The following is a 24923-nucleotide window of genomic DNA, read 5'->3' as shown; positions in this document are numbered from 1 at the left end:
CGTTCTTTTGCGGACTTGCGAACCAAAGCCACACTAGGTTTATGACTTCTAGTGTCCTTTTGAATCCGAAGTTCGCGACGGAAGCGCTGCAAAATAGAGCGAACTTCGGATTCAGGACACTAGCGTCCGTCGTCAGGCAGACGTGTTTGTCGCGTAAAGGGGTGTTATGGCGAAACCGGCAGTTATCGTTGTGGGCGCGGACAAGGGTGGGGTCGGCAAGACCACCGTTTCGCGCACCGTTCTCGACTATTTCAGCGCAAACAACGTCCCGACCCGCGCCTTCGACACCGAAGCGCCGCGCGGCACCTTGAAGCGTTTCCACCCCGACATCACCGAGATCGTCGACGTCACCTCGACGTCCGACCAGATGAAGATCTTCGATACGCTGAATTCCTCCGGCACCAGCGTCACCGTCATCGACGTGCGCGCAGGTCTCTTGTCCCCGACACTGGCCTCGCTGCGCGATATCGGCTTTCTCGATGCCGCCAAGTCCGGCCAGATCACCTTTGCCGTGTTCCACATCCTCGGCCCGTCGATCGCCTCGCTGGATGAAATCGCCGAAACAGCGAACTTCATGGACGGCGCCAAGTATTTCCTGGTGAAGAACTTCATCAACAACACCAGCTTCTTCGAGTGGGACCAGGCGACCTACAATTCCTACTTCCACCGCATCAAGAACGCGACCGAACTGACCATCCCGAAGCTGAACGAAATGGCCTATGAGCAGGTCGAAGTTGCCTCGGTGCCGTTCCTCAAGTTCGTCGCCAACAAGGGCACCAAGGACGAACCCGCGAACTACTCGTTCGTGCTGCGCGGCTATGTCCGCCATTGGCTGGGCAATGTCTGGGGCGAGTTCGACCGGATCAAGCTGACCGAAATCGTCGGCTCGAAGGACAAGTCCGCGACATCACGCGCGCCGACCAGCGAGATCTGAGGCGGCTCCGGCCAGCCTCCCCGACTTCAACGGACATCGCGCCGATGCGCCGCACGCCTGTCTATATCGTCTGCTCGCCCCGCCCCGCGGTCGGCAAGACGCTGATTGCCCGCGCACTGACGGAATTCCTGCTACTTCAGCGCGGCGCGGTGCTCGCGTTCGACCTTAACCTGCGCGAACCGTCGCTGCTGAACTATCTTCCCGCCGTCACCGAAACGGCAATGATCAGCGACACGTTCGGGCAGATGGCGCTGATGGACCGCCTGATTGTCAATGACGGCGTGCCGAAGGTGATCGATCTCGGCTTTCATGCCTTCGACGACTTCTTCAAGATCATCGCGGAAATCGGCTTCATGAAGGAAGCCGACCGGCGCGGCGTCGATCCCATCGTGCTGTTCATTCCCGACCGCGACCGCGCCTCCAGCGTGGCGTGGACCATGCTGCGCGACACATTTCCCAACGCGGCGCTTGTCCCGGTCGAGAACGAGCATGTGCTGTGGGGGCCGCTGCCGCAGGGATTTGGCCGTGCCCGCCCGTTCAGGATCGCGGCTCTGCCGGCGTTCCTCAAATCCATCATCGGGCGGCTGAACTTTTCGTTCACGCACTATCTGCGCACCAACAAGGATCAGTCGTCAGAACTGCATCAGTGGGTGCGCAACAACTACACCCGCTTCCGCGAACTCGAACTGAACCTGATCCTGCACAAGCTGGGATAGATCAGGATTATTCCATTTTAGATGATCGAGTTTATTGGACTCGTCATTGCGAGGAGCACTTGCGACGAAGCAATCCAGCTTTATGCCAAGAGTGGATTGCTTTGCTTTGCTTCGCTTCGCTCGCAATGACGTAAATAGCCAAATCTAGATCATCCACATTCTAGTAATAGATACTGCCCGGCGCGCCGCCACCCGCCGCAATCGCGTCGCCATTGATGGCAATCGACTTCGGGGATGCGAGGAACGCGACGATATGGCCGATCTCCTCGGCAGTGACGAGGCGGCGGATCGTATTCAGATCGCTCATCGCCTTCTCGATCTCGGCTTCGCTCTTCTTGGCGACCCCCGCGCGCCACGCGATCACGCCCGGCGTCTTCTCGGTCCGGGTCAGGCCCGGATGAACGCAGGTGACGTTGATGCCGCTCGGGCCGAGTTCGTCGGCGAGATTCTTGGTCAAAGCTGCGACGCCGACATTGCGGATGCTGCCGATGGTGACGCCGGTCTGCCGCGCGCCAAGCCCGCTGATGTTGATGATGCGGCCCCAGCCCTGCTCTTTCATTAGCGGCGCAATCTCGCGCGCCATGCGCAGATAGCCCATGACTTTGACGTTGACGTCGCTCCAGAACAATTCGTCGGTGATTTCGGCCAGCGACGGCGGCTTCGCCTGCCCGCTCGGCTGCGCCGCGCTGTTCACCAGCACGTCGATCCGGCCAAAGTGCTTGTGGATCGCAGCGACAGCCGCGCGCACCGCCTCGTCCTTGCCGGTATCGGCCGAATAAGCGCGGATTGTGCGGCTCGTTTCGCCTGCAAGCTCAGTCGCGGTTGCCTTCGCCGCCTCAAGGTCGCGGCCGATGATCGCGACATCCATACCCTCGCCTGCAAGCGAGCGCGCAATCGCCTTGCCGATGCCGCGCGTGCCGCCGGTGACCACGGCAATCTTTCCGGCGAGTTGAAGATCCATGGTTGTTCTCCCCGAGGCGGCTTTGATTGTTGTTGTTAAACGCCTAGTGCCCGTCGAAGGTCATCAGCGTTCGCACCGGCACATTCATGGCGCGCAGCTTCGCCGCGCCGCCAAGCTCCGGCAGGTCGATGACAAAACACGCCGCGACAACCTCGGCGCCGATCTGGCGCAGCAGCTTCACCGCGCCTTCCGCCGTGCCGCCGGTCGCGATCAGGTCATCGACCAGGATGACCCGCTCACCCGGCTTCACGGCGTCGACATGCATCTCCATTTCGTCGAGGCCGTATTCCAGGGAGTAGGCAATCCGCACCGTGGTGTGCGGCAGCTTGCCCTTCTTGCGGATCGGCACGAAGCCAGCCGAGACCTGATGCGCCACAGCGCCGCCAAGAATGAAGCCGCGCGCTTCCATGCCCGCGACCTTGTCGATCTTCGAGCCGGCCCAGGGCTGCACCAGTTCATCGACCGCGCGGCGGAACGCCCATGCATTGCCGAGCAACGTGGTGATGTCACGGAAAATGATTCCGGGTTTCGGATAATCGTGAATGGCGCGGACGGTGGCCTTCAAATCATCGGAGAGAGTCATCAGATGCTAATCCCACAAAATCATTTTCGTCATTGCGAGCGAAGCGAAGCAATCCAGTCCCGGGTCGCAACGCATGGATTGCTTCGTCGCTGACGCTCCTCGCAATGACGTTCTAACCGGGCTGCCCCAGCCTGAATGCGTTTTCCACGATCCGAAGTCCGACATTGCCTTCCAGCGACATCAGCGACTCGGGATGAAACTGCACGCCGCCGACAGGCAGCGTCTTGTGCTCGATCGCCATGGCGATGCCGTCCTCGGTAGAGGCCGTGACCTGCAAAACGTCGGGCATGGTCTCGCGCTCGACAAATAGCGAGTGATAGCGTCCGATCACCACTTCATTGGGCAGATTGCCCATCAAGGTGCCGCCACGCACCTGCACGCGCGAGGGACGGCCATGGGCCGGCGTCGAAAGCTGCCCGAGCTTGCCGCCAAAATATTCGCCGATGGCCTGCACGCCGAGACAGACACCGAACACCGGCAGCTTCTTCTCCAGCGCTGCGCCGATGAAGTTCGACACGCCGAAATCTTCGGGTCTGCCGGGACCGGGCGAGAGAACGAGAAGGTCGTACTCGTTCTTTTTCAACACATCGAGCGCATGGTTGTGCCGCGTCACGCTGACGGTCGCGCCAACCTGACGGAAGTAATCCGCCAGCATGTGCACGAACGAATCCTCGTGGTCGATCAGCAGCACCCGCTTGCCCGAGCCGCTCGCATCCGGCTGGAAGGTCGACAGCGGCTTCGGCGGATCGCCGCGCAGCGCCTGAAACAGCGCCGCCGCCTTGGTCTGGCATTCCTTCTCTTCGGCAACGGGATCGCTGTCGAACAGCAGGGTCGCGCCGACGCGCACTTCCGCGAGGCCATCCTTCATGCGGATGGTACGGATGGTCAGGCCCGTGTTGATGCTGCCGTCGAAGCCGAGGAAGCCGAGCGCGCCGGCATACCAGCGGCGCGACGACCGCTCGTGATCCTCGACAAACTGCATCGCCCACAGCTTCGGCGCGCCAGTAACGGTGACAGCCCATGCGTGGGTGAGAAAACCGTCAAGCGCATCGAAGCCCGGGCGCAGCATGCCTTCGACATGATCGACGGTGTGGAACAGCTTGGAGTAGGTCTCGATCTGCCGACGCGCCAGGACTTTGATGGTGCCCGGCTCGCACACGCGCGCCTTGTCGTTGCGGTCGACGTCGGTGCACATGTTCAGCTCGAATTCGTCCTTCTGCGAATTGAGCAATTCCTGAATCTGCTTGGCGTCGCTGATGGCATCGGCGCCGCGCGCGATGGTGCCGGAGATCGGGCAGGTCTCGATCCGTTTGCCGTCCGAGCGCACGAACATTTCCGGCGAGGCTGCGACGAGAAATTCGCCATCGCCGAGATTGATCAGCGCGCCATAGGGCGACGGATTGATCTTGCACAGGCGCTGGAACACTTCCGCAGGCGTACGGTCGCAGGGTTCGGCGAATAGTTGCCCCGGCACCGCCTCAAACAGATCGCCGCGTGCAAAGGCCTGACGCGCGGTCTCGACCGTCTGCTGATAGACGCCAGGAGCGTGGTCGGCAAAGCCCTCGCGCTTGGTCCTTGCGTACACGCTCTCCGGCGTTTCGCGGCTCAGGCCCTGGGTCGACTGGCCCTTGAAGGCGAACTCGTAGCTCAGGATCACGCCGCGCCCGGTGGCGCGGTCATAGGCCAGAATGCGATCGGGGATGTAGAGAACGATGTCGCGCTGATCCTTCTCGCGCGCCCGCTTCTGCACGAGATCCTCGAACTGGAAGACGAGATCGTAGGCGAAGGCGCCGAACAGGCCGAGCAAGCCGTCGCTCGGAGAATTGAACGCCGCGATGATGTCACGCACCAGCGAGACCACTGAGGCGCGCCGGGTGCGCTGGTCCTCATCCACCGGCGCGTCGCCGCGCAGGATGTGACCGGAAACGCGCGTAGCGCTCTTTTCGGTGATGACCGCAGCGGGCTCTTTCAGGGTCTCGGCGAGGAACGCCACCAGCACCTTGCCGCGTTCGTTCAGCGCCTCGATGAAGAAATCCGTACCCGTCGATTCCAGCCGCAGCGGCGGATCGGAAAAACCGAGATCGAAGCTCTCATAGCGGCCCGGCACGGTCGTGCCCGACGACAGCACCACGCCGCGGCGGGTGTCGAGCCGGTCGATCAGCCGGTCCAGCGCCGCCCCGCCGGTGAAATGCTCGACGGAGCGGGCGACATCGAGGCCGCGGGCCGTGCGGTATTCGCTCTGCGCGGGAAGGGAAAAAAGGGTCCTGTTCATCTGGTCCTCTTACGAGACTTGCTGGAGGAACGCCACACAGGACAAACGAAAAAGGCCGTCGCTCTGCGATGACGGCCTCGACGATTGAAAATTCATGGGAATCGCACCGGCCACCTTTAGAAGGTGCGCCACCAAAGACGGGTCGGGCTGGACAGGGTGCTCATGGCAGGCAAAACACCATCCGGCGCGGGGGAAGTCAAGGCCCGGCCTGTCTGACAAAAACCGTGAGTTTCCGCCCGCCGACATCCTCCTCGATCGGCGCCCAGCCCTGCCGGGTATAGAAGCGCCGCCTGTCCTTTTCCGCGCAAAGGTAGACCCGCCGGAAATGCAGGGCGAAAGCCTCCTCCACCGCCCGCGCGACCAGCGCCGACCCGATCTCCCGCATCCGGTATTGCGGATCGACCCAGACCGCCGCCACCCAGGGAGAATACTGCGGGCGTTCCTCAAGGTCCGAAGCGATCACCGAAGCCGTGCCGATAAAGGTCTCGTCCCGGTGCGCCACCAGCGCAAACGGGATCGGTGACGCATTCATGTTCTCGCGCAGCCGCCCGGCGATATGGTCTGCCGGAAAGCCCCGCTCCTTCCACCATGCCCGCCAGATACGGTCAGCAACCGCGTCGAAGAACGCCGGCTGCTGCCGCAGGTCGGAGATGGTGATGTTCATCCCAAATGCTTTTTGAAGAAATCCGTGGCGCGGCCCCAGGCGAGTTCCGCCGCCTGACGGTCATGAACCGCCGCACGCTCCTCGTTGACGAAGGCATGATCGGCGTCATAGCGGAACGCCTCGAAATCCTTGCCTGCGGCCTTCATCGCCTTCTCGAAGGCGTCGACCGCAGCGGGCGTGCACCAGTCATCCTTGTTCGCGAAGTGCCCCTGCAGCGGAATTTTCACATCGGCGGGCTTCGCCGCCTGTTCGGGCGGAATGCCGTAAAACGCAACGCCGGCTGTCAGTTCCGGAATCTTCGCCGCGCCGATGATGGTCACCGCGCCGCCCATGCAGAAGCCGGTGAGACCGACCTTCGCACCGTTGCGCTTGAGATACTGCACCGCGCCGCGCACGTTCTGTTCAGTCGCCTCGATGAAGTTGAGCGAGTTCATCTCTTTTCCGGCTGCATCGGCATCGTGATACGGCACGACAACACCGTCATAGAGATCGGGCGCGAGCGCATCGAACCCCGCGACCGCAAAGCGATCCACCAGTCCCTTGATGTTCTCGGACAGGCCCCACCATTCCTGAATGACGACGACGCCCGGTGCGTTGCCGCGCGCGGCGTTCGCGAGATAGCCGGTCGCGTCCTTGCCGTCGGGACGCTTGAAAGTGATATTGGTGCCCATGGTGTCCTCCGATACTTTGGATGCGTCTTATACCGCGGGCGAGGCGATGCTCAAGCTCGCGATGGCTTTTTGAAGATCACGTTTGTATTGCAGGAAATCGACGAAAATACCGTGCTCGCCGCGATCCTTCGTTGCAGGCCGCGCATGGAACGCGGCGATCCTGTCACGGAAGTTCGCGGTCACATCCGCGCTCTCCTTTTGCGCCTTGATATAGGCGGCGATCAGATCGGTCTGCAGCGCGCGCCCCGGCCAGCCGACGCCCGCGCCTTCCAGCAACCCCGCGACATAGAGCCCGTTCGGCCGTGACGGGAAGATATTGAGATAGAGGCGCGGCGCGCTCTTCTCGGGCTGCCAGTTCAATTCGCTTAAATCGTCCAGAAACGGAAACGTGATCTCGTAGCCGGTCGCGAGCAGCACGAGATCGACTTGATCTTCCTTGCCATCAGTGAAGACAACCGTATCGCCGCGAAATTCCCTGATCGGCTTGCGCAGCGTCACGTCGCCCTGCCCCAAATGCTGCAGCACCAGTGAATTGACGATCGGCGTCCTGTCATAAAGCCGGTGCTCGGGCTTGGGCAATCCGAACCGCTCGGGCGGGCCGACCAGAAACCGCAGGATCGGCTCGTGCAGCATCGAGCGCAGGCGCTTCGGAATAATAAAGCGCTTCGGCTTGTGATTGCCTTCGTCGGCCGGCTTGCCGGCGAGAAACTTCGGCACGAAATGATTGCCGCCGCGCACGCTCCACAGCACCTGTTTGGCGCGGTGAATGGCATCGACCACGATATCGCAGCCGGTATTGCCCATGCCGACCACAAGCACGCGCTTGCCCTCGAAAATATCGGCGGTCTTGTAGTCCTTCGCGTGCATCAGCTTGCCGCTGAAATCGCCCGGAATCTTCGGCATCAGGGGATCGCTGAGGTGACCGTTGGCGAAGATCACGCTCTCGTAGTCTTCAGTGGTGCCGTCGCCAAGCGTCGCGCGCCAGCTTCCATCACGCTGTTCGAGTTTGGTGACTTCGGTGTTGAAGCGGATCAGCGGATAAAGATCGAACTGCTTGGCGAACGACTTGAAATATTCGGACACCCGCTCGTGGCCCGGATAGGCCGGCCAGTCCTCCGGCATCGGAAAATCCGCATAGGCCGTGGTGCGTTTGGACGAGATCAGATGGGTTGAGGCATAAACCGCGCTGGGCGCTGCGCCATAAAGCCACTGCCCGCCCACATCGGCATTCCGCTCAACGCACTTCACCGGCAGATCGGCCTGTTTGAGACTTTTGACCGCCGCAAGGCCCGCAGGCCCGGCGCCGATGACGAGCGTCGTCATTTTCTCAGCTCCGCCCGGCCGTCGCGATAGCGCTCGAACACCTTGCGCGCGTCATAGCGCGGCGTGAATCCGAAAACTGTCTTCAGCTTCTCGTTGGACAGCACCGGCCGATACTGGATGAACTTGGCATGACCGGGACCGAGCTTGGTGATGCGCAACAGATGCAGCAGCCACAGTGCCGACTTCAGAAGCCCGGGCGGAATCGAAATATACGGCCGGTGGTTCAGCTCGGCGATCTCGCGCAGACTGAGCGTCCCATCTCCCGCGAGGTTATAGGTGCCCGCCTTCGGCTGCCGCACGGCCTGCACCAGCGCGTCAACTACATCGCTGTCGGCGATCAGCGAGAACGGCGTCGCGGTGCCGCTGACGCCCATCACGATCGGTCGCTCGAAAATCGCGGTGATCTGATTGTCGGTGGTTGGCCCGAGCACGGTGCAGGGACGGAACACGGTCTGCTGCAGATCGGGATAAAGCTCCTGCCACTCGATCAGCATTTCCTCGACCTCGCGCTTGTTGCGCGCATAGGGGAAATCGGCGTTGCCGCGCAGCGGATCGGTTTCATGCAGCGGCACCGGATTGTCGGCATGGTAGCCATAGGCCGAGCCGCTCGAGGTCACGATCAGATGCTCGACACCGGCATCGAGCGCGGCCTGCAGCACGTTCTTGGTGCCGAGCACGTCGATCTCCCAGTCGCGCTGCGGATCGCCGCCGACCGCGACGACGGACGCGAGATGCACCACGGTCTGCGGACGGCGGACCTGGAACATGTCCCGCAGCGCCGGATCGCGCACATCGCCTGTCAGATAGGTGACGTTGGGCAGGCGCTCATTGGCGGGGACTTCGCGCATATCCAGCGCGATGATTTCAGAGTTCTTGTTGAGGCGTGCGAGTTCGGCGATCAGCGAGGTGCCGATGAAGCCCGCAGCGCCGGTCACCAGCACGCCGCCATTCATCGCATAAGGTCCGGCGTGGGCGTCGCTCATGCCGCGCTATCCCTCTGTTGTGCGCCGGACGGGTGTGGATCGCGGCGTTTCCACCACGCCGCCAGGGCCCATCCGGCAATCAGATGCCAGACGCCCCACCCTGCCGCGACCAGCGCGGCGCCGCCGATGCCGTCGAACTGGTTGAGGATCAGCGCAAGCCCCAGCCCCGAATTGTGCATGCTGACCTCGATGGTCATCGCGCGGGTATCGTAATCGCTCAGGCGCAGCAACCTGGCGGTGCCCCAGCCAAGCGCAATGGCGATGGCATTGTGCAGGATCACAAACGGAAGGATCGAGACGACGAAGGTGGTGAGATAGCGCGCATTGGTGAAGATCGCGCCGCCGATAAACGCCACCAGAAACAGGAACGACAGGATCTGCAGCGGACGGCGCAGCATGTGCCCGAGACGCGGCCAGTAATGCACCGTGGCCAGGCCGAGCGCCATCGGGACGCCGAGAATCGCCATGGTCGAGCCGAGGAACGACAGCGGCTCGATGCTCACCTGCCGCAGCAGCGCGTTGGTGTCGGGATTGAGTCCCGCCCAGAAAATGATGTTGAGCGGAGTCGTGACGATGGCCAGCAGGCTCGACACGCCGGTCATGCTGATGGAGAGCGCGGTGTTGCCCCGCGCCATGTGGGTGATGAGATTGGATATGTTTCCGCCGGGGCAGGCCGCGACGACCATCATGCCGAGCGCGATGCTGGGCTGCGGCTTCAGGAGCATGGTGATTGCCCATGTCACCGCCGGAAGCACCGCGAGCTGCGCCAGCAAGCCGGCGAGCGGGGCGACCGGCCGGCGGAACACTTCGATGAAGTCCTCGATCCGCAGGTCCAGCGCCACGCCGTAAATGATCAGCGCCAGCACGCCGCCGAGCACAAGCTGCCCTGTCGGATTGATGTTCAGCAGAATCTCGTCGATCGGTGCGCCCGTCATGCGTTCCTCAGCCCCTCTCCGGAGGTTAGTTGAGAGGAACACGGGACGCTAGTGGACCGCGCAGCCACACCGGCCGCGTTCCAAGCACGGTCATGCTGCATCGAAGCATCGGACAGCAAAAAGGCCCCGGAATGGGGCCTTTCGCAGATCGGATTTTCCAGACAGGTCAGTGAGCGTTCGCCCAGACCTTCTTCTTGGTGAAATACAGCAGACCGCAGAACACGATCAGGAACAGCATGACCTGCAGACCGGTGCGCTTGCGCGCCTCCAGATGCGGCTCGGCAGCCCACATCAGGAACGCGGCCACGTCCTTGGCATACTGCTGCACGGTGGCGGGCGAGCCGTCGTCGAAGGTCACCTGACCGTCGCTGAGTGGCTTCGGCATCTTGATGGCGTGGCCGGGGAAGTACTTGTTGTAGTACGAGCCCTCCGGCAGGTCGAAGCCCGCCGGCGGCTTCTCTTCGTAGCCTTGGAGGATGGCGTCGATGTAGTTCGGGCCCTTCTCCTGGAACTGCATGAAGGCGTCGAAGATGAACTGCGGGAAACCGCGCTCGTAACCACGGGCCTTTGCGATCAGCGACAGGTCCGGCGGATAGGCACCGCCGTTCGAGGCGCGCGCAGCCTGTTCGTTCGGATAGGGCGACGGGAAATAGTCAGCCGGGCGGCCATTGCGCTCGAACATCTCGCCCTTGTCGTCCGGGCCATCCTTGACCTTGTAGTCCGACGCGAAAGCCGCAGCCTGCGCGGGCGAGTAGCCCGGACCGCCCGGGTCCGCGAGGTTGCGGAAAGCCACGAAGGACAGGCCGTGACAGGCCGAGCAGACTTCCTTGTAGATCTTGAGGCCGCGCTGGAGCTGACCCTGATCGAACTTGCCCAGCGGACCGGCGAACGACCATTTCAGCGACGGCGGGGTCGGGCCATGGCCGTCCTCGGCCTTGGCGTTGTTCATGCCGCCCAGCAGCAACATGCCGCCGGCAATGAGAGCAACCGCAGCCGAAGCCGGTGTCCTGCCCGTCTTGCGCAGCACGTCTTCGGCAATCGAGTTCGGCAGCGGACGCGCCTTCTCGATGCGGCTGAGGATCGGCAGCACGATCAGGAAGTAGGCGAAGTAGCAGAACGTCAGGACGCGGCCTGCGATCACATAGATGCCTTCCGCGGGCTTTGCGCCCAGCCAGCCGAGGCCGAGGCAGATCGCCACGAAAATCCAGAAGAACTGCTTGGCCAGCGGACGATACTTCGACGAGCGGGTCTTGGCCGAGTCGAGCCACGGCAGGAACGCCAGCACGATGATCGCCGAGAACATCGCGATAACGCCGGCGAGCTTGTTCGGGATCGAACGCAGGATCGCGTAGAACGGCAGGTAGTACCATTCAGGCACAATGTGCGCCGGGGTGACGGCCGGGTTGGCCGGAATGTAGTTGTCCGGATCGCCGAGATAGTTCGGGATGTAGAAAATGAACCAGGCGAAGAACAGCAGGAAGCACGCCATGCCGAAACCATCCTTGATGGTCGCGTAAGGCGTAAACGGCACGGTGTCCTTCTCGGTCTTCGGCTCGACGCCGGCCGGGTTGTTCTGGCCAGCGACATGCAGCGCCCAGACGTGCAGCACCACCACGCCGGCGATCACGAACGGCAGCAGGTAATGCAGCGAGAAGAAGCGGTTCAGCGTCGGGTTGCCGACCGAGTAGCCGCCCCACAGCAGGGTCACGATGCTCTCGCCGAAATAAGGAATGGCGGAGAACAGGTTGGTGATGACGGTGGCGCCCCAGAAGCTCATCTGGCCCCACGGCAGCACGTAGCCCATAAAGCCTGTCGCCATCATCAGCAGATAGATGATGACGCCGAGGATCCAGAGAACCTCGCGCGGCTCCTTGTATGAGCCGTAGTAGAGACCGCGGAACATGTGGATGTAGACGGCGATGAAGAACATCGACGCGCCGTTGGAATGCAGGTAGCGCAGCAGCCAGCCGTAGTTGACGTCGCGGACGATCAGTTCGACCGACTTGAACGCGAAATCGACATGCGGGGTGTAATGCATCGCCAGGATGATGCCGGTGATGATCTGCACGCCGAGCATCATCGAAAGGATCGCGCCGAACGTCCACCAGTAGTTGAGGTTACGCGGCGTCGGATAGGCGATGAAGGACGAGTGGATCAGCCCCCCGATCGGGAGACGCCGTTCAACCCACTTCAAGACTGGGTTTTGCGGGTTGTAGTTCGATGGTCCGCTCATGATGCGATCCTGACAAAGAAGAAGCGACGCGATCGGGTCAGATTAGAAAAATCAGCCGATTTTGATTTTGGTGTCGGAGACGAAGGCGTAAGGCGGCACAGCCAGATTCAGCGGCGCCGGCCCCTGACGGATACGGCCCGACGAATCGTACTGCGAACCATGGCACGGGCAGAAGAAGCCGTCGTAGTTGCCCTCATGGGCGATCGGAATGCAGCCGAGATGGGTGCAGATGCCGATCACGACGAGCCACTGGTCGTGGCCTTCCTTGACGCGCGACTGGTCGGTCTGCGGATCGGGCAGGCTCGACACGTTCACCGAACGCGCCTCGTCGATCTGCTTCTTGGTGCGGTTCATGATGTAGATCGGCTTGCCGCGCCAGAACACCTTGATGTCCTGTCCGGTGGCGATCGGCGAGAGATCGACTTCAATCGGGGCGCCAGCGGCGATGGTCGAGGCGTCCGGATTCATCTGGGAGATCAGCGGCCAGGCTACGGCGGCTGCGCCGACGGCGGCCACGGATCCCGTCGCTACATAAAGAAAATCACGGCGTGTCGCAGCGGCCGATGAGGAAGACGTCACGATTGCAAACCCTTTCCGAACTGCAACCGGCGGTGCTGCCCCGGACGCCGCAGCGGACGCGCCGGGAAAGAAGCCGGTGCCCGCGGCCCCCCGCGGTGGCAGAATGACCACTTGTCCCACTCAACCGGGCAGAACATGCGATCTAGAATCGATCTATTGGCACCCTTGCCGGGAGAGCGCAAGCCCGCTATCGGCACATTTAGTGCGATGCATTAAATGTGCCCGCCGCTGTGATTTTTCCTCAACTTTTCCACCGGGGCCCAAGGCCGCTGTCCGATGCGCGTCGTCCTTTTCCAGCCAGACATCCCGCAGAACACCGGGACGATTCTGCGCCTGTGCGCCTGCCTGAGCGTCGAGGCCCATATTGTCGAGCCTGCCGGATTCCCGGTCTCCGACCGCCATTTCCGCCGCTCCGGAATGGACTACCTCGATCAGGTCAGCATCGTCCGGCATGTCTCATGGAGCAGCTTCGAGGCCTGGCGGGCGGGATCCGGCAGCCGGCTGGTGCTTTTTTCGACAAAGGCGGCAAAACCCTATCTCGATCATATCTACCGGGACGACGACCTGCTGCTGTTCGGCCGGGAATCCGCCGGGGTGCCGGATGACGTGGTCAACGCGGCCGACGAGCGGCTGATCATCCCGATCGCCCCCGGAATGCGGTCCCTGAATGTCGCCATGACGGTGGCCATGGCGCTCGGCGAGGCGCTCCGGCAAACAAGAGGAATGGCGCGTTGAGTTACGCGGTAAAGGAAATCTTCCTGACATTGCAAGGCGAAGGCGCCCATGCCGGACGCACGGCCGTATTCTGCCGCTTCTCGGGCTGCAATCTGTGGACCGGCCGCGAGCAGGACCGTCCCGAGGCCGTCTGCAAGTTCTGCGACACCGACTTTGTCGGCATGGACGGCACGCTGGGTGGCCGCTACGCGAACGCCGACGACCTCGCCGCGGTCATCGCGGCACAATGGGAAGGCCCGCCGGAGCATCGCTACACGGTGCTGACCGGGGGCGAACCGTTGCTTCAGGTCGATCCGGCGCTGATCGACGCCCTGCATGCGCGCGGCTTCACCATCGCGGTGGAAACCAACGGCACGGTGACCGCCCCGCCCGGTCTCGACTGGATTTGCGTCAGCCCGAAAGCCGGAGCGGAGTTGATCCTGCGCAAAGGCCACGAACTGAAACTGGTCTATCCGCAGCCGGAAAATAAACCGGAAGATTTCGCAGGACTGGAATTCGAGCGGTTCTCGTTGCAGCCGATGGATGGACCTGACATAGCGCAAAGCACACAGGCGGCCATCGCCTATTGCCTGGCGCATCCGCAATGGCGTCTCAGCGTGCAAACGCACAAGACGCTCGGGATCAGATAGGGCTGCAAGCAGCCCGGACTGGACAAGATTGATGTGGGAATTGACGAAATCGTTCCGTTTCGAGGCCGCGCATTCGCTGCCGGGCACGACGCTGGGCGAAGCCAGCGATGAGGTGCACGGCCACTCCTTCCGCGCCGAAGTCACGATTCGCGGCACACCGGATCCTGCGACCGGAATGGTGACGGACCTCGGCCTGCTCGAACAACGGATGACCGAGGTGCAGACGATCCTCGATCATAAATGGCTCAACAAGATCGAAACGCTCGGCGCGCCGACGCTGGAAAACCTGACGCGCTTCATCTGGGACCGGGTCCAGCACACCGGACAGGTGGTCCGGGTCAGCGTTTATCGCGACAGTTGCGGCGAAAGCTGCACCTATTTCGGTCCTCAAGGCTAACGGAGAGACCAGTTGGAAAAGCCCCTCACCACGCTTGAGCAGCGCAAGCAGCAGGCCCGCACATGGTTCGAGCATCTGCGCGACGATATCTGCGCATCGCTGGAGACACTCGAAGCCGATGCTGCGCCGGAGCTGTACCCCGGCGATGCCGGCCGTTTCGTCCGCACGCCATGGGACCGCACCGATCACACCGGCAAGCCCGGCGGCGGCGGCGTGATGTCGGTGCTGCGCGGCCGGCTGTTCGAGAAGGCCGGTGTGCACTGCTCCACAGTCCATGGCGAATTCGCCCCCGAATTCCGCGCCCAGATTCCGGGCGCCGCGGACGATCCACGCTTCTGGGCCTCGGGGATTTCTCTCATCATTCATCCGCGCAATCCGAACGTGCCGGCGGTTCACATGAACACGCGCTTCGTGGTGACCACCAAGACGTGGTTCGGCGGCGGCGCGGACCTGACCCCGGTGCTGGACCGGCGGCGGACCCAGGACGATCCCGATACGGCCGCCTTCCATGCCGCCATGAAGGCGGCCTGTGACGCCCATGCCGCCGTCGCCCCCTATGACAAGTTCAAGAGCTGGTGCGACGAGTATTTCTACCTGCCCCACCGCAAGGAGCCGCGGGGCATCGGCGGCATTTTTTACGACTGGCTCGATTCGGGCGACTGGGACGCCGACCTCGCTTTCACCCGGGATGTCGGACAGGCCTTTGCCCGAATCTATCCCGACCTGGTGCGGCGGAATTTCAGAAACGGCTGGACCGACAAGGACCGGCAGGAGCAACTGGTGCGCCGGGGCCGCTATGTGGAATTCAATCTTCTCTACGACCGCGGCACGATTTTCGGCCTGAAAACAGGGGGTAACGTCGACTCGATCCTGTCCTCGATGCCGCCCGAGGTGAAATGGCCCTGAGCCGGAGCATCCCCGAAAGTTCAGAAACGCTTAATAAACGGGCATTTTTGGACGTTTTTGACGTGTCACCGAGACAGCACACCCGTCAAAGAACGGTACTGCAGAACCCGGGAAACGCCTGAAACCATTTGAGCCGGAGCCGCCCTCCACGTAGTTTGAGGGTCATAGGTGTGGCGGAATCGTGCTGCCACCAACGATTCTATAGGGGCTCCGATGCGCAAGATTGCTGTTCTCATCCTCGCTGCCGCGGGCGTTAGCCTGGCTGGCGCGGCTTCCGCAGCCGATCTCGGCGCAAAGCCGATGTATCGCAAGGCTCCTCCGGTGCAGGTCTTCACCTGGACCGGCGGTTACATCGGCGGTTACGTCGGCGGTGCTTTCGCTGACGGCGACAACGTGACCGGTGTTCCGGTTGACGGCGCAGGCGCGCCGATCTTCGGTGGCCCCGCAGCCTCGTACAAGTACAATTCTAGCGTGATCGGCGGCTACACCAGCGGCTACAACTGGCAGTTCGCTCCGAACTGGGTGATTGGTTACGAAGGTGAAACCGGCTACATCGGCGTGAAGGGCTCCTCGGCTTATGCCGGTTCGGCAACCTCGATCGCAACCACCCGCGCCGAAGGCCTCTACAGCGTCTGGGCAGCCCGCTTCGGCTACGCCTTCGATCGCTCGCTGGTTTACGTCAAGGGCGGCGCCGCGCTGGTCGACTTTGAAACCGGCGTGTCCGACGGCACCCCCGGCAACCACATCGACACCATGCAGAAGAAGTACCGCCTCGGTTACGCCATCGGCGGCGGCTGGGAATATGCGCTCGACAACAAGTGGAGCGTGAAGGCCGAATACCTGTACCTCGGCTTCGACAACAACATCACCACCACCGGCAACCTGAACGGTAACGGCGGCACGCAGGTCTGGACCACGACCGCGCTCTCCGGCATCCACACCGCCAAGGTCGGCCTGAACTACAAGTTCGACGTGCTCGGCTACTTCCTCGGCGCGATGCGCTAAGGCGAAAACGTCTTTCGGATATCGAAAGCCCCGGACTTGGTCCGGGGCTTTTTTGTTGTGTCGCAAATTCGATCTACGCTCTTTGTCCGCATGTCATGACGCGCGTCTAGGCTGAAGGCTCCTCACATCAGCAAGGAGCCGGCCATGAAACTGAAAGCAGGCGATGTCGTCGTCCTCAAATCCGGAGGACAAGCCTTAACCGTCGCGGACGTGACCGACGAAACAATTGAATGCATCTGGATCGGCGAGGAAGGCGACCTGTTCCGCGAAAAGCTTCCCGCGGCGGTGCTTGAACTCGCCCACATCGACCTCTCCGACGATGAAGACGAGCAGGACGACGACGAACACGAAGACAGCGACGAAGACGAAGAGGATCACCACGCCAAGACCGCGGCGGAAGTCGCCTGATACGCCTCGATCCACGCCATCAACCCTTCCCGCGTTTCGTGGGAAGGGTTCGGCATCACAGCCGATGGTCGCGCGTGAATCGCGCGACCGTTTCGTCCGCGATGCCTTTCAGCGCGGCGGCGTCCAGCGGAAACTGCAGCGCCAGCCAGGCATCCTCCGCCAGCGTCAATACGTGGCCGAGCGCCGGCCCTTCGGCGATCCCGCGTGCAATGAAATCCGCCGCCTTGAGCGGGAATGCCGGCGGCGTCCAGCGGTCTGGCAACGTCGTCAGATCGCGCCATTGCGGCGCATTGAAGTCACGTCCCGCCCGCGCCCAGGCCAGCATCATCCGGTCGCGGTAACGCGCAGCGCCAAGCCGATACAAGCGTCGCTCGGCGATGGCCTCGTCCATTCCCGCCGCGCGCCACCACCTGTGTCCCATTGAATCGAGGCGTTTGGTCTCGGCGTTGGACAACCGCCAGCGCTGCGACAGCCGCTTGGCATCTTCGGTGACGGCAACCGCCAATGCACCGAGGCGGAGAATGGCATCGGGTCCGATCCCCAGCGCGCGCTCGGCCGCGATCATGTTGGCGAAAGCGCCGTGATAGACCACGCCCGCTGTCAGCCGCAGCAGCAGACCGGCGTCGTCCATCGCCACCAGCGCCTCGGCGGCGCGCTTCGCGACCATCAGCTTGAGCATCTCCATCCGGATTCGCTCCGCGGACAGGCCCGCGAGGCCGTCTCGTCCGGCAATGCAGGCCTTGTATCCGGCGCGGTCCGGTGTGCCTTCGCCATAGGCGGCATGGATCCGGAAGAACCGCAGGATGCGCAGATAGTCCTCAGCGATGCGGCGCGCGGGATCACCGATAAAACGCACCCGGCGCGCTTCGATGTCCGCAAGACCGCCGACCTCGTCATGCACCACGCCATCGGCGGTCACAAACAGTCCGTTCATGGTGAAGTCGCGGCGCATGGCGTCGCGTCTCCAGTCGCGCCCGAACGCGACCGTGGCCTTGCGTCCGAAAGTCTCGATGTCTTCGCGCAGCGTCGTGACTTCAAAAGGCTGGCCGTCGATCACCAGCGTCACCGTGCCATGGTCGATACCGGTCGGCACCGCCTTGATATGCGCGGCCTTGGCGCGGCGGATCACTTCATCCGGCAGTGCGGTCGTCGCGATGTCGATATCGCCGATCGGCAGGCCCAGCAGTGCGTTGCGCACCGCGCCGCCGGCAATCCGCGCCTCCTCGCCGTCGGCGTTCAGCACAGCGAGCACCCGCGCTGTCGCGCCCGATCTCAGCCACGGCGCATCGCGCAGCGAGGGGACGCTCATTTGTCGGCCCCCCGGATCAGTTTTCCGTTTTCAATATGCGCCGGCGTATAGGTCGCGCCCGGCGGCGCGCCGGAAAAATGCGCCAGCAGCAACAGGCTGACGATGACGAGCACGAAAGCGCCGACCGCCAGTTTCGCGACCACAGGCAGTGGCCAGGACGATTTCACCCAGACGCCGGACCGGCTTGCGATCAGGAATGCCGCATACACCGCGAAAGGAATGAGGAAGATTCCGATCTCGGTCAGGACAGGACGGATCATGAAAGGCAGATCCGCTCATACATCGCGCGCAGCATCCCGGCGGTCGCGCCCCAGATGTAATGCTGCTCGAACGGCATTTCGTAGAACGAGCGCTGCATGCCGCGGAATTCCTTGCTGCCGAGCTTGTGATTGACCGGGTCCATCAGGAAGGCGAGCGGCACCTCGAACACATTGTCGACTTCGTTCGCGTTGATCGTCAGCTCGAAGCCGGGCCGCACACGCGCCAGCGTCGGGAGGATACGAAATCCGAAGCCCGTCGCATACACATCGAGATAACCGACCGGTTCGATAAAATCGTGCTTGAGCCCGATCTCCTCGTCGGCTTCGCGCAGCGCCGCATCCATCGGCGTCGCGTCGGTCGGGTCGATCTTGCCGCCGGGAAACGACACCTGCCCGGCATGTTCGTTGAGATGTTCGGCGCGTTTGGTCAGCAGCACGGTAGGCACATCGCGCTCGACAATCGGCACAAGCACCGCTGCCGGACGTACAGGGCGCTCCTTCGCAATGATCTGCAGCATCGCATCGGTGCCGAAATCGCCGGTCGGCGCCAGCACCGCGGCATCGGTCAGCCCCTTCGGCACATCGAAATTCAGCCGCTCCTGCGCCCTGCGGAAAAACTCACGGGACGTCATGTCCGCCGGCGTCGCGATACCGGGTGGGAGCGCATCCTTCAGAAAAGTCTTCGTCAACCCGAACCTCGTCCGTCAAACAGGATCGCGCGCCTGCGCGGCGTCCGCCATCGTAAAAAATTCACCACCGGACATCACGCCGAACATCTCGCGGCCATCGGCCTGTCGAATCTCGCCCATCTCGACCAGATCATAATAGAGCGCGCGTGTAACTTTTGCCCACAAATCCGCACGCACATGGAGGTATGGGGTCAAGCCGCCGTCGGCGGCGGCTTCAAAGCGCAGCCGGTGATCGGCGTTGCATGGCACCCATTCGTCCATGTTGGTGCGGAAGCTCAGTTGCCGCGCAGCGCCCTCGCCGTCCCTTTCCATCTCCACCGCGAGAAACGGCGCATCATCTACGCGGATGCCAACCTTCTCGACCGGCGTGACCAGAAAATATTTGCCGTCCTCGCGTTTGAGGATCGTGGAAAACAGCTTTACCAGCGCGTGACGGCCGATCGGCGTGCCGAGGTAAAACCAGGTGCCGTCGCTCGCGATCCGCATGTCGAGATCGCCGCAGAACGGCGGATTCCACAAATGAACCGGCGGCAGACCTTTTGTCGCAGCTCCGCGCGCGGCCTGGGTCAGCCCGTCCAGACGCTGGGCCGGGTTCGGCTCCTGTTTCTGCCCTTGGTTCGCCATTGTTTGCCCTGACCGTTGACGCTTCTGTTTGGCACAAATGGTGCACGACGAGACGCAGGAAGATACCGCTGAATCCCGCAAGCCGCGCGGCAGGAATACTCGCCACATCGTGATGAGTTTCAAGCCCCCCGCCCGCTAATGTGGGGACAGCCTGACGTTGGGAATACATAAGAGAATACATGGTCTTTGCGGAAGTTTAGCATGGGCCGGCGGTCTGAAGTCCGGACTCTGAGTCCAATGGAACCCGAAGTCGGGACAGATGCGATCCATTCAAGGAGCGAAAAGCATGGCTGGCGCGGAAGGTGTCGAGAAGCTGGAAGACGTGATCGTGCGCTCGGCCGAGCAGATCGCGGGAAACATCCGCGCAGCGCGGGAAGCGGTCTCCACCGTTATTTTTGGGCAGGAGCGTGTGGTCGACAACGCGCTGGTGACTATTCTGTCGGGCGGACATGCCCTGCTGATCGGCGTGCCGGGCCTCGCAAAGACCAAGCTGGTGGAAACCCTCGGGATCACGCTGGGTCTCGACGCCAAGCGTGTCCAGTTCACGCCGGACCTGATGCCGTCGGATATTCTCGGCGCCGAAGTGCTGGATGAAAGCGCCAGCGGCAAGCGCTCGTTCCGCTTTATCGCGGGGCCGGTGTTCGCGCAGCTCCTGATGGCGGACGAGATCAACCGCGCTTCGCCGCGCACCCAGTCGGCGCTGCTGCAGGCGATGCAAGAGCAGCACATCACGGTCGCCGGTGCGCGGCACGACCTGCCGAAGCCGTTCCATGTGCTCGCGACCCAGAACCCGCTGGAGCAGGAAGGCACCTATCCGCTGCCGGAAGCGCAGCTCGACCGTTTCCTGATGGAAATCGACGTCGAGTATCCGGACCGCGACGCCGAACGCAAAATCCTGTTCGACACGACAGGCGCCGACCAGTCGGTCGCGAAGGAAGCGATGACCACCGAGACACTGCTCACCGCGCAGCGTCTGGTGCGCCGCCTCCCGGTTGGCGACTCCGTGGTCGAAGCAATCCTCTCACTGGTGCGATCGGCGCGTCCGGGAGACGACAGCGGCGAGATCGGCAAGTCCATCGCTTGGGGACCGGGACCGCGCGCCAGCCAGGCCCTGATGCTGGCCGTCCGCGCGCGCGCGTTGCTCGACGGGCGGCTCGCGCCATCCATCGACGATGTGCTCGACCTCGCCGAGCCCGTGCTGAAACACCGCATGGCGCTGACATTCTCCGCGCGCGCCGAAGGAGAGACGATTCCAAATGTTATCAGGCGGCTGAAGTCACGGATCGGATAGCGCATGCCGCAAGTGAGCGGGAGCCAACAGGATGACGCCGTCCAGGCCGCAATCGGCAAAAGCCGAAAGCTGGCTGCGCGCGTTCCGCGCCTCATTCTCGAGGCGCGCCGTGTTGCCGCAACCGTGATCCACGGCCTGCATGGCCGGCGCCGGGCCGGAGCCGGGGAAAATTTCTGGCAATACCGGCACTTCATCAACGGCGAGCCGTCTCACAACGTGGACTGGCGGCGCTCCGCGCGCGACGATCAGCTCTATGTCCGCGAACGCGAGTGGGAATCCTCGCATACGATTTGGTTCTGGATCGACCGGTCGCCGTCGATGGATTTCAATTCGCATCTGACCGAATGGAGCAAACTCGACCGTTCGCTCGTGGTGGCGTTTGCGCTGGCGGAGGTTCTGGTACAGGGCGGCGAGCGCGTGGGAATTCCCGGCCTGATGCGTCCGACGGCCAATCGCAATGTGATCGAAACGATGGCGCAGGTAATTGTCCATGACGCCGGCGAGCGGCCCAGCCTGCCGCCGAATTTCGAGCCGGCGCCTTTTTCCGAGGTCTTGCTGCTGTCCGACCTGTGGAGTCCGATCTCCGAATTCCGCACGGCGATCGGGCAGCTCGCCGCAAACGGGGCCAGAGGTCACGTTGTCCAGATCGTCGATCCCGCAGAAGAAAGTTTTCCCTACAAAGGCCGCGTTGAATTCGTCGATTCGGAAGGCCTTGGCACCGTGACGGCCGGCCGGGCCGAACGCTGGCGCGACGACTATCAAACACTGGTCGCCAATCATCGGGCTGCGCTGCGCGCCGAGGCCGACCAGTTCGGCTGGAGCTTCACCGTACATCGCACGGATCGCGGTCCGACCGAGTTGCTGTTCGCCATTCATGCACGCATGGGCGCGGGCGCTCAGGCCGTCACCAACAGCCGTGGCCCTGCGCGGACGAATTCCGGTGCGCGCACATGATGGGCCTGCCGCTCTCCTTTGCCGAACCGTGGCTGCTGACGGGCCTGTTGAGCCTTCCGGCGCTGTGGTGGCTGCTGCGGGTGATGCCGCCGCGTCCCCGCCGCGTCGATTTTCCGCCGACGCGCCTGCTGTTCGACATTGTGCCGAAGGAAGAACCCCCGTCGCGCTCGCCATGGTGGCTGACGCTGCTGCGGCTGATCGCCGCCGCGCTCGTCATTCTCGCGGCCGCCGGCCCGATCTGGAATCCGGGCGAAGGCGCGTCGCGTTCCTCCGCGCCGCTGGTTCTGCTGCTGGACGACGGCTGGAGCGCAGCTTCCAACTGGGACGCCCGCATCAAGACGGCGGACGAAATGATTTCCAACGCGGAATCCGACCGCCGCGCGGTCGCGCTCGTGCCGCTGTCGGATTCAACGCGCGACATCACGCTGATGCCTGCGGGCACCGCGCGCGTGGCGCTGCGCCAGCTTGCGCCGAAGCCCTATTCCGTCGAGCGCGTCGAAACGCTTCCGGCACTGCAGCGCTTTCTGGCCAAGACCGGCGACAGCGAGATCGTCTGGCTGAGTGACGGCATTGATACCGGACGCGGCAGCGATTTCACCGAAGGCCTGACCAAAACGATTCAGGACCGCGCGCTGACCATCGTCGAAGGCGGCACGCCACCGGCCCATGCCTTGGTCGCGGCGGAAAACGCTGCCGCCAAGATGACGGTGAAAGTTCTGCGCGCGGGAACCGGCGGAGGCGACGTTGGCTTGGTGCGCGCGCTCGACCAGAAGGGTTCGCCGATCGGCGAGGCGAAGTTCGCATTCGGCCTGCAGGACCGCGAGACCGAAGCGAGCTTCGACCTCCCGGTCGAACTGCGCAATGACATCACCCGGCTTGAAGTCTCCGGCGAGCGCTCGGCGGGCGCGGTACAACTGCTCGACAAGCGCTGGCGCCGCCGCGCCATCGGCATCGTGTCCGGCGCGACCACCGACACCGCGCAGCCGCTGCTGGCGTCGACCTTCTATCTGACCCGCGCGCTCGCGCCGTTTGCCGATGTCCGCCTCGGCGAACGCGGCGCGCCTGCTGTCGCCATCGGGCAATTCCTCGATCAGAAACTGCCGATGATCGTGCTCGCCGATGTCGGCACGCTGTCGCCGGAGATCCGCGACCGGCTCAACACCTGGATCAAACAGGGTGGCGTGCTGGTGCGTTTCGCCGGCCCCCGCCTCGCCGCCGGCGATGACGATCTTGTGCCGGTGAAACTGCGCCGCGGCGGACGCAGCCTAGGCGGCAGCCTGACATGGGAAAAGCCGCAGCCGCTGGCGTCCTTCGCCGGTGACGGTCCGTTCGCCGGCCTTGCCGTGCCGAAGGACATCACCATCACCCGTCAGGTGCTGGCCGAGCCGGACCCCGGCCTCGCCACACGGAGCTGGGCGTCGCTTGGCGACGGCACGCCGCTGGTCACGGGCGAGCATCGCGACAAGGGTGTGATCGCGCTGTTCCATATCAGCGCCGATATGCGCTGGTCGGACCTACCGATGTCTGGCACCTTTGTCGAGATGCTGCGGCGAATCGTCGATATGTCCGGCTATACGGCCAATGCGGGCGCAGGTGTCGCCGCGGAAGCCGGAGCGGACACTGTTGCGCCGATCCGCACCCTCGACGGCTTCGGCGCGTTCGGCCCGCCGCCCTCCACCGCAAAGCCGCTGCGCGCGGATTACCGCGACCGCGCCACGCCCGATCATCCGCCGGGGCTTTACGGTCCCGCCGACGGCCCGCTCGCCGTCAACGCGCTGGCTGCCGCCGACAGGCTTGCGACGCTTGATACGTCCGCGCTAAAGGCCCGGCGCGCGACCTACACCAATGCCGAGCCGCGCGACCTGCGCGGCATCCTGCTCTCGGCGGCGCTCGCGCTGTTCCTGCTCGATGCCATTATCGTCGCCATTCTCGGCGGCGGCATTGCCGCGCTGTTGCGGCGGCGGACCGCAACTGCTGCGCTCACTCTTGCCTTCGCGCTGGCTTCGATCGGCGGCGTCCCCTCACAGTCCTACGCGCAGGCACCGAAAGCTCCGGCAAAGACCGCCCCCGCTGCGCTCTCTGCGAAAAGCGCAGCGGATGACGAGTTCGCCATCAGAGCCGTGGCGCAAACACGGCTGGCTTACGTCATCACCGGAAACTCCGATGTCGATTCCATCGTGAAAGCCGGCATGTCGGGCCTGACGCTGTTCCTCGCGCAGCGCACGGCGCTGGAGGCCGGCGAGCCGGTCGGCGTCGATCCGGCACGGGATGAACTCGCCTTCTTCCCGCTGATCTACTGGCCGGTGGTCACCGGCGCGCCCAAGCCGTCACAGGACGCGATCAACAAGCTCGACACCTACATGAAGCAGGGCGGCACGGTGGTGTTCGATACACGCGACGCCATCGAGGCGCCGCCCGGCCCCGGCGGAGAATCGCAGACGCCCGGCATGCTCACATTGCGCGAAATTCTGTCCTCGCTCGATATTCCCGAGCTTGAGCCGGTCCCGCGCGAACATGTACTGACCAAGACGTTCTATCTGCTGCGCGACTTCCCGGGCCGCTTCACCTCGGGCCAGACTTGGGTCGAGACCCTGCCGCGTGTCGATGACGAGGAGGCTGCCGACCGCCCCGCGCGCGGCGGCGATGGCGTGTCTCCGATCATCATCACCTCGAACGATCTGGCCGGCGCATGGGCGTTACGCGCCGACGGCCAGCCGATGTTGCCATTGACACCCGGCGATCCGCGCCAGCGCGAGATGGCGTTCCGCGCCGGGGTCAATATCGTGATGTACACCCTGACCGGCAACTACAAGGCGGACCAGGTGCATGCACCAGCGCTGATCGAACGGCTGGGGCAATAAC

The 24923-nt window shown here is 63.3% G+C and carries 25 protein-coding genes; 11 read left to right on the top strand and 14 right to left on the bottom strand.

Annotation, left to right across the window (positions count from 1 at the left end):
• The first annotated feature begins 166 nt into the window (after positions 1-166).
• Both HMPREF9696_RS19135 and HMPREF9696_RS19130 read left to right on the top strand, forming a co-directional pair.
• A complete protein-coding gene (locus HMPREF9696_RS19135; protein WP_002714698.1) occupies positions 167-934 on the top strand; it encodes a P-loop NTPase family protein in 768 nt (255 codons plus the stop codon).
• 44 nt (positions 935-978) lie between these two features.
• Positions 979-1650, top strand: a complete 672-nt coding sequence (locus tag HMPREF9696_RS19130) for a hypothetical protein (protein ID WP_002714697.1) — start codon at positions 979-981, stop codon at positions 1648-1650.
• A 160-nt stretch (positions 1651-1810) separates the two neighbouring features.
• On the opposite strand, the gene HMPREF9696_RS19125 is transcribed toward HMPREF9696_RS19130, so the two are convergent.
• The 10 genes from HMPREF9696_RS19125 to petA all read right to left on the bottom strand — a co-directional run bounded on the left by HMPREF9696_RS19125 (position 1811) and on the right by petA (position 12857).
• Positions 1811-2611: an SDR family NAD(P)-dependent oxidoreductase gene (locus HMPREF9696_RS19125; RefSeq protein WP_002714696.1), complete on the bottom strand. Its 801-nt coding sequence runs from the start codon at positions 2609-2611 to the stop codon at positions 1811-1813.
• A 43-nt stretch (positions 2612-2654) separates the two neighbouring features.
• Positions 2655-3194, bottom strand: a complete 540-nt coding sequence (locus tag HMPREF9696_RS19120) for an adenine phosphoribosyltransferase (protein WP_002714695.1) — start codon at positions 3192-3194, stop codon at positions 2655-2657.
• Between the two features lie 112 nt (positions 3195-3306).
• The gene (locus HMPREF9696_RS19115; protein ID WP_002714694.1) at positions 3307-5466 is read right to left on the bottom strand and encodes an anthranilate synthase component I; all 2160 of its coding nucleotides are present in this window, start codon (positions 5464-5466) and stop codon (positions 3307-3309) included.
• 196 nt (positions 5467-5662) lie between these two features.
• Positions 5663-6130 carry a GNAT family N-acetyltransferase gene (locus HMPREF9696_RS19110; RefSeq protein ID WP_002714693.1) on the bottom strand — a complete coding sequence of 156 codons (468 nt, stop codon included), beginning with the start codon at positions 6128-6130 and terminating at the stop codon, positions 5663-5665.
• Positions 6127-6801, bottom strand: coding sequence for a dienelactone hydrolase family protein (locus tag HMPREF9696_RS19105; RefSeq protein ID WP_002714692.1), 675 nt, complete (start codon positions 6799-6801; stop codon positions 6127-6129). Before HMPREF9696_RS19105 ends, HMPREF9696_RS19110 begins: the two co-directional genes overlap by 4 nt.
• 27 nt (positions 6802-6828) lie before the next feature.
• Entirely contained in the window at positions 6829-8124 is a 1296-nt protein-coding gene (locus tag HMPREF9696_RS19100; protein WP_002714691.1) for a flavin-containing monooxygenase, read from the bottom strand.
• Entirely contained in the window at positions 8121-9107 is a 987-nt protein-coding gene (locus HMPREF9696_RS19095) for an SDR family oxidoreductase (protein WP_002714690.1), read from the bottom strand. Before HMPREF9696_RS19095 ends, HMPREF9696_RS19100 begins: the two co-directional genes overlap by 4 nt.
• Complete coding sequence (locus HMPREF9696_RS19090) at positions 9104-10042, bottom strand: bile acid:sodium symporter family protein (RefSeq protein ID WP_002714689.1); 939 nt, start codon at positions 10040-10042, stop codon at positions 9104-9106. Before HMPREF9696_RS19090 ends, HMPREF9696_RS19095 begins: the two co-directional genes overlap by 4 nt.
• Before the next feature lie 166 nt (positions 10043-10208).
• Entirely contained in the window at positions 10209-12275 is a 2067-nt protein-coding gene (locus HMPREF9696_RS19085) for a cytochrome c1 (protein ID WP_002714688.1), read from the bottom strand.
• A 51-nt stretch (positions 12276-12326) separates the two neighbouring features.
• Positions 12327-12857 carry a ubiquinol-cytochrome c reductase iron-sulfur subunit gene (gene petA / locus HMPREF9696_RS19080; protein ID WP_085946853.1) on the bottom strand — a complete coding sequence of 177 codons (531 nt, stop codon included), beginning with the start codon at positions 12855-12857 and terminating at the stop codon, positions 12327-12329.
• Positions 12858-13130: 273 nt separating this feature from the next.
• Between petA and HMPREF9696_RS19075 the strand changes: the two genes are divergently transcribed.
• From HMPREF9696_RS19075 to HMPREF9696_RS19050, 6 genes are all read left to right on the top strand, one after another.
• The gene (locus HMPREF9696_RS19075; protein ID WP_002714686.1) at positions 13131-13589 is read left to right on the top strand and encodes a tRNA (cytidine(34)-2'-O)-methyltransferase; all 459 of its coding nucleotides are present in this window, start codon (positions 13131-13133) and stop codon (positions 13587-13589) included.
• Positions 13586-14218, top strand: a complete 633-nt coding sequence (gene queE / locus HMPREF9696_RS19070; protein ID WP_002714685.1) for a 7-carboxy-7-deazaguanine synthase — start codon at positions 13586-13588, stop codon at positions 14216-14218. Before HMPREF9696_RS19075 ends, queE begins: the two co-directional genes overlap by 4 nt.
• 31 nt (positions 14219-14249) lie before the next feature.
• Entirely contained in the window at positions 14250-14615 is a 366-nt protein-coding gene (locus tag HMPREF9696_RS19065; RefSeq protein ID WP_002714684.1) for a 6-pyruvoyl trahydropterin synthase family protein, read from the top strand.
• 12 nt (positions 14616-14627) lie between these two features.
• Positions 14628-15521 carry an oxygen-dependent coproporphyrinogen oxidase gene (gene hemF, locus HMPREF9696_RS19060; RefSeq protein ID WP_002714683.1) on the top strand — a complete coding sequence of 298 codons (894 nt, stop codon included), beginning with the start codon at positions 14628-14630 and terminating at the stop codon, positions 15519-15521.
• A gap of 213 nt (positions 15522-15734) precedes the next feature.
• Positions 15735-16526: an outer membrane protein gene (locus tag HMPREF9696_RS19055; protein ID WP_002714682.1), complete on the top strand. Its 792-nt coding sequence runs from the start codon at positions 15735-15737 to the stop codon at positions 16524-16526.
• A gap of 144 nt (positions 16527-16670) precedes the next feature.
• The gene (locus HMPREF9696_RS19050) at positions 16671-16934 is read left to right on the top strand and encodes a YodC family protein (RefSeq protein ID WP_002714681.1); all 264 of its coding nucleotides are present in this window, start codon (positions 16671-16673) and stop codon (positions 16932-16934) included.
• Positions 16935-16989: 55 nt separating this feature from the next.
• On the opposite strand, the gene HMPREF9696_RS19045 is transcribed toward HMPREF9696_RS19050, so the two are convergent.
• From HMPREF9696_RS19045 to HMPREF9696_RS19030, 4 genes are read right to left on the bottom strand one after another with little or no spacing between them, the layout of a single operon-like run.
• Positions 16990-18243: a CCA tRNA nucleotidyltransferase gene (locus tag HMPREF9696_RS19045; RefSeq protein ID WP_002714680.1), complete on the bottom strand. Its 1254-nt coding sequence runs from the start codon at positions 18241-18243 to the stop codon at positions 16990-16992.
• On the bottom strand, positions 18240-18503 hold the full coding sequence (locus tag HMPREF9696_RS19040) for a DUF6111 family protein (RefSeq protein WP_002714679.1): 264 nt from the start codon (positions 18501-18503) through the stop codon (positions 18240-18242). Before HMPREF9696_RS19040 ends, HMPREF9696_RS19045 begins: the two co-directional genes overlap by 4 nt.
• The gene (locus HMPREF9696_RS19035; protein ID WP_002714678.1) at positions 18500-19192 is read right to left on the bottom strand and encodes a CoA pyrophosphatase; all 693 of its coding nucleotides are present in this window, start codon (positions 19190-19192) and stop codon (positions 18500-18502) included. The genes HMPREF9696_RS19040 and HMPREF9696_RS19035 overlap by 4 nt, the downstream gene beginning before the upstream one ends.
• 15 nt (positions 19193-19207) lie before the next feature.
• Positions 19208-19816 (bottom strand): DUF1285 domain-containing protein, encoded by a 609-nt coding sequence (locus HMPREF9696_RS19030; RefSeq protein WP_002714677.1) that lies wholly within the window; start codon positions 19814-19816, stop codon positions 19208-19210.
• Between the two features lie 286 nt (positions 19817-20102).
• Here HMPREF9696_RS19030 and HMPREF9696_RS19025 point away from each other — a divergent pair, with 286 nt between their 5' ends.
• The 3 genes from HMPREF9696_RS19025 to HMPREF9696_RS19015 are packed head-to-tail and all read left to right on the top strand — an operon-like array spanning position 20103 to position 24922.
• On the top strand, positions 20103-21107 hold the full coding sequence (locus HMPREF9696_RS19025) for an AAA family ATPase (RefSeq protein ID WP_002714676.1): 1005 nt from the start codon (positions 20103-20105) through the stop codon (positions 21105-21107).
• Between the two features lie 3 nt (positions 21108-21110).
• A complete protein-coding gene (locus HMPREF9696_RS19020; protein ID WP_002714675.1) occupies positions 21111-22061 on the top strand; it encodes a DUF58 domain-containing protein in 951 nt (316 codons plus the stop codon).
• Complete coding sequence (locus tag HMPREF9696_RS19015) at positions 22058-24922, top strand: DUF4159 domain-containing protein (RefSeq protein WP_002714674.1); 2865 nt, start codon at positions 22058-22060, stop codon at positions 24920-24922. Before HMPREF9696_RS19020 ends, HMPREF9696_RS19015 begins: the two co-directional genes overlap by 4 nt.
• The last annotated feature ends 1 nt before the right edge of the window (position 24923 follow it).

The organism is Afipia clevelandensis ATCC 49720, from assembly GCF_000336555.1.
GTDB classification, from domain to species: Bacteria; Pseudomonadota; Alphaproteobacteria; order Rhizobiales; family Xanthobacteraceae; genus Afipia; species Afipia clevelandensis.
The sequence above is the reverse complement of the archived record's forward strand: the minus strand, read 5'-3'. Positions and strand labels throughout refer to the sequence as shown.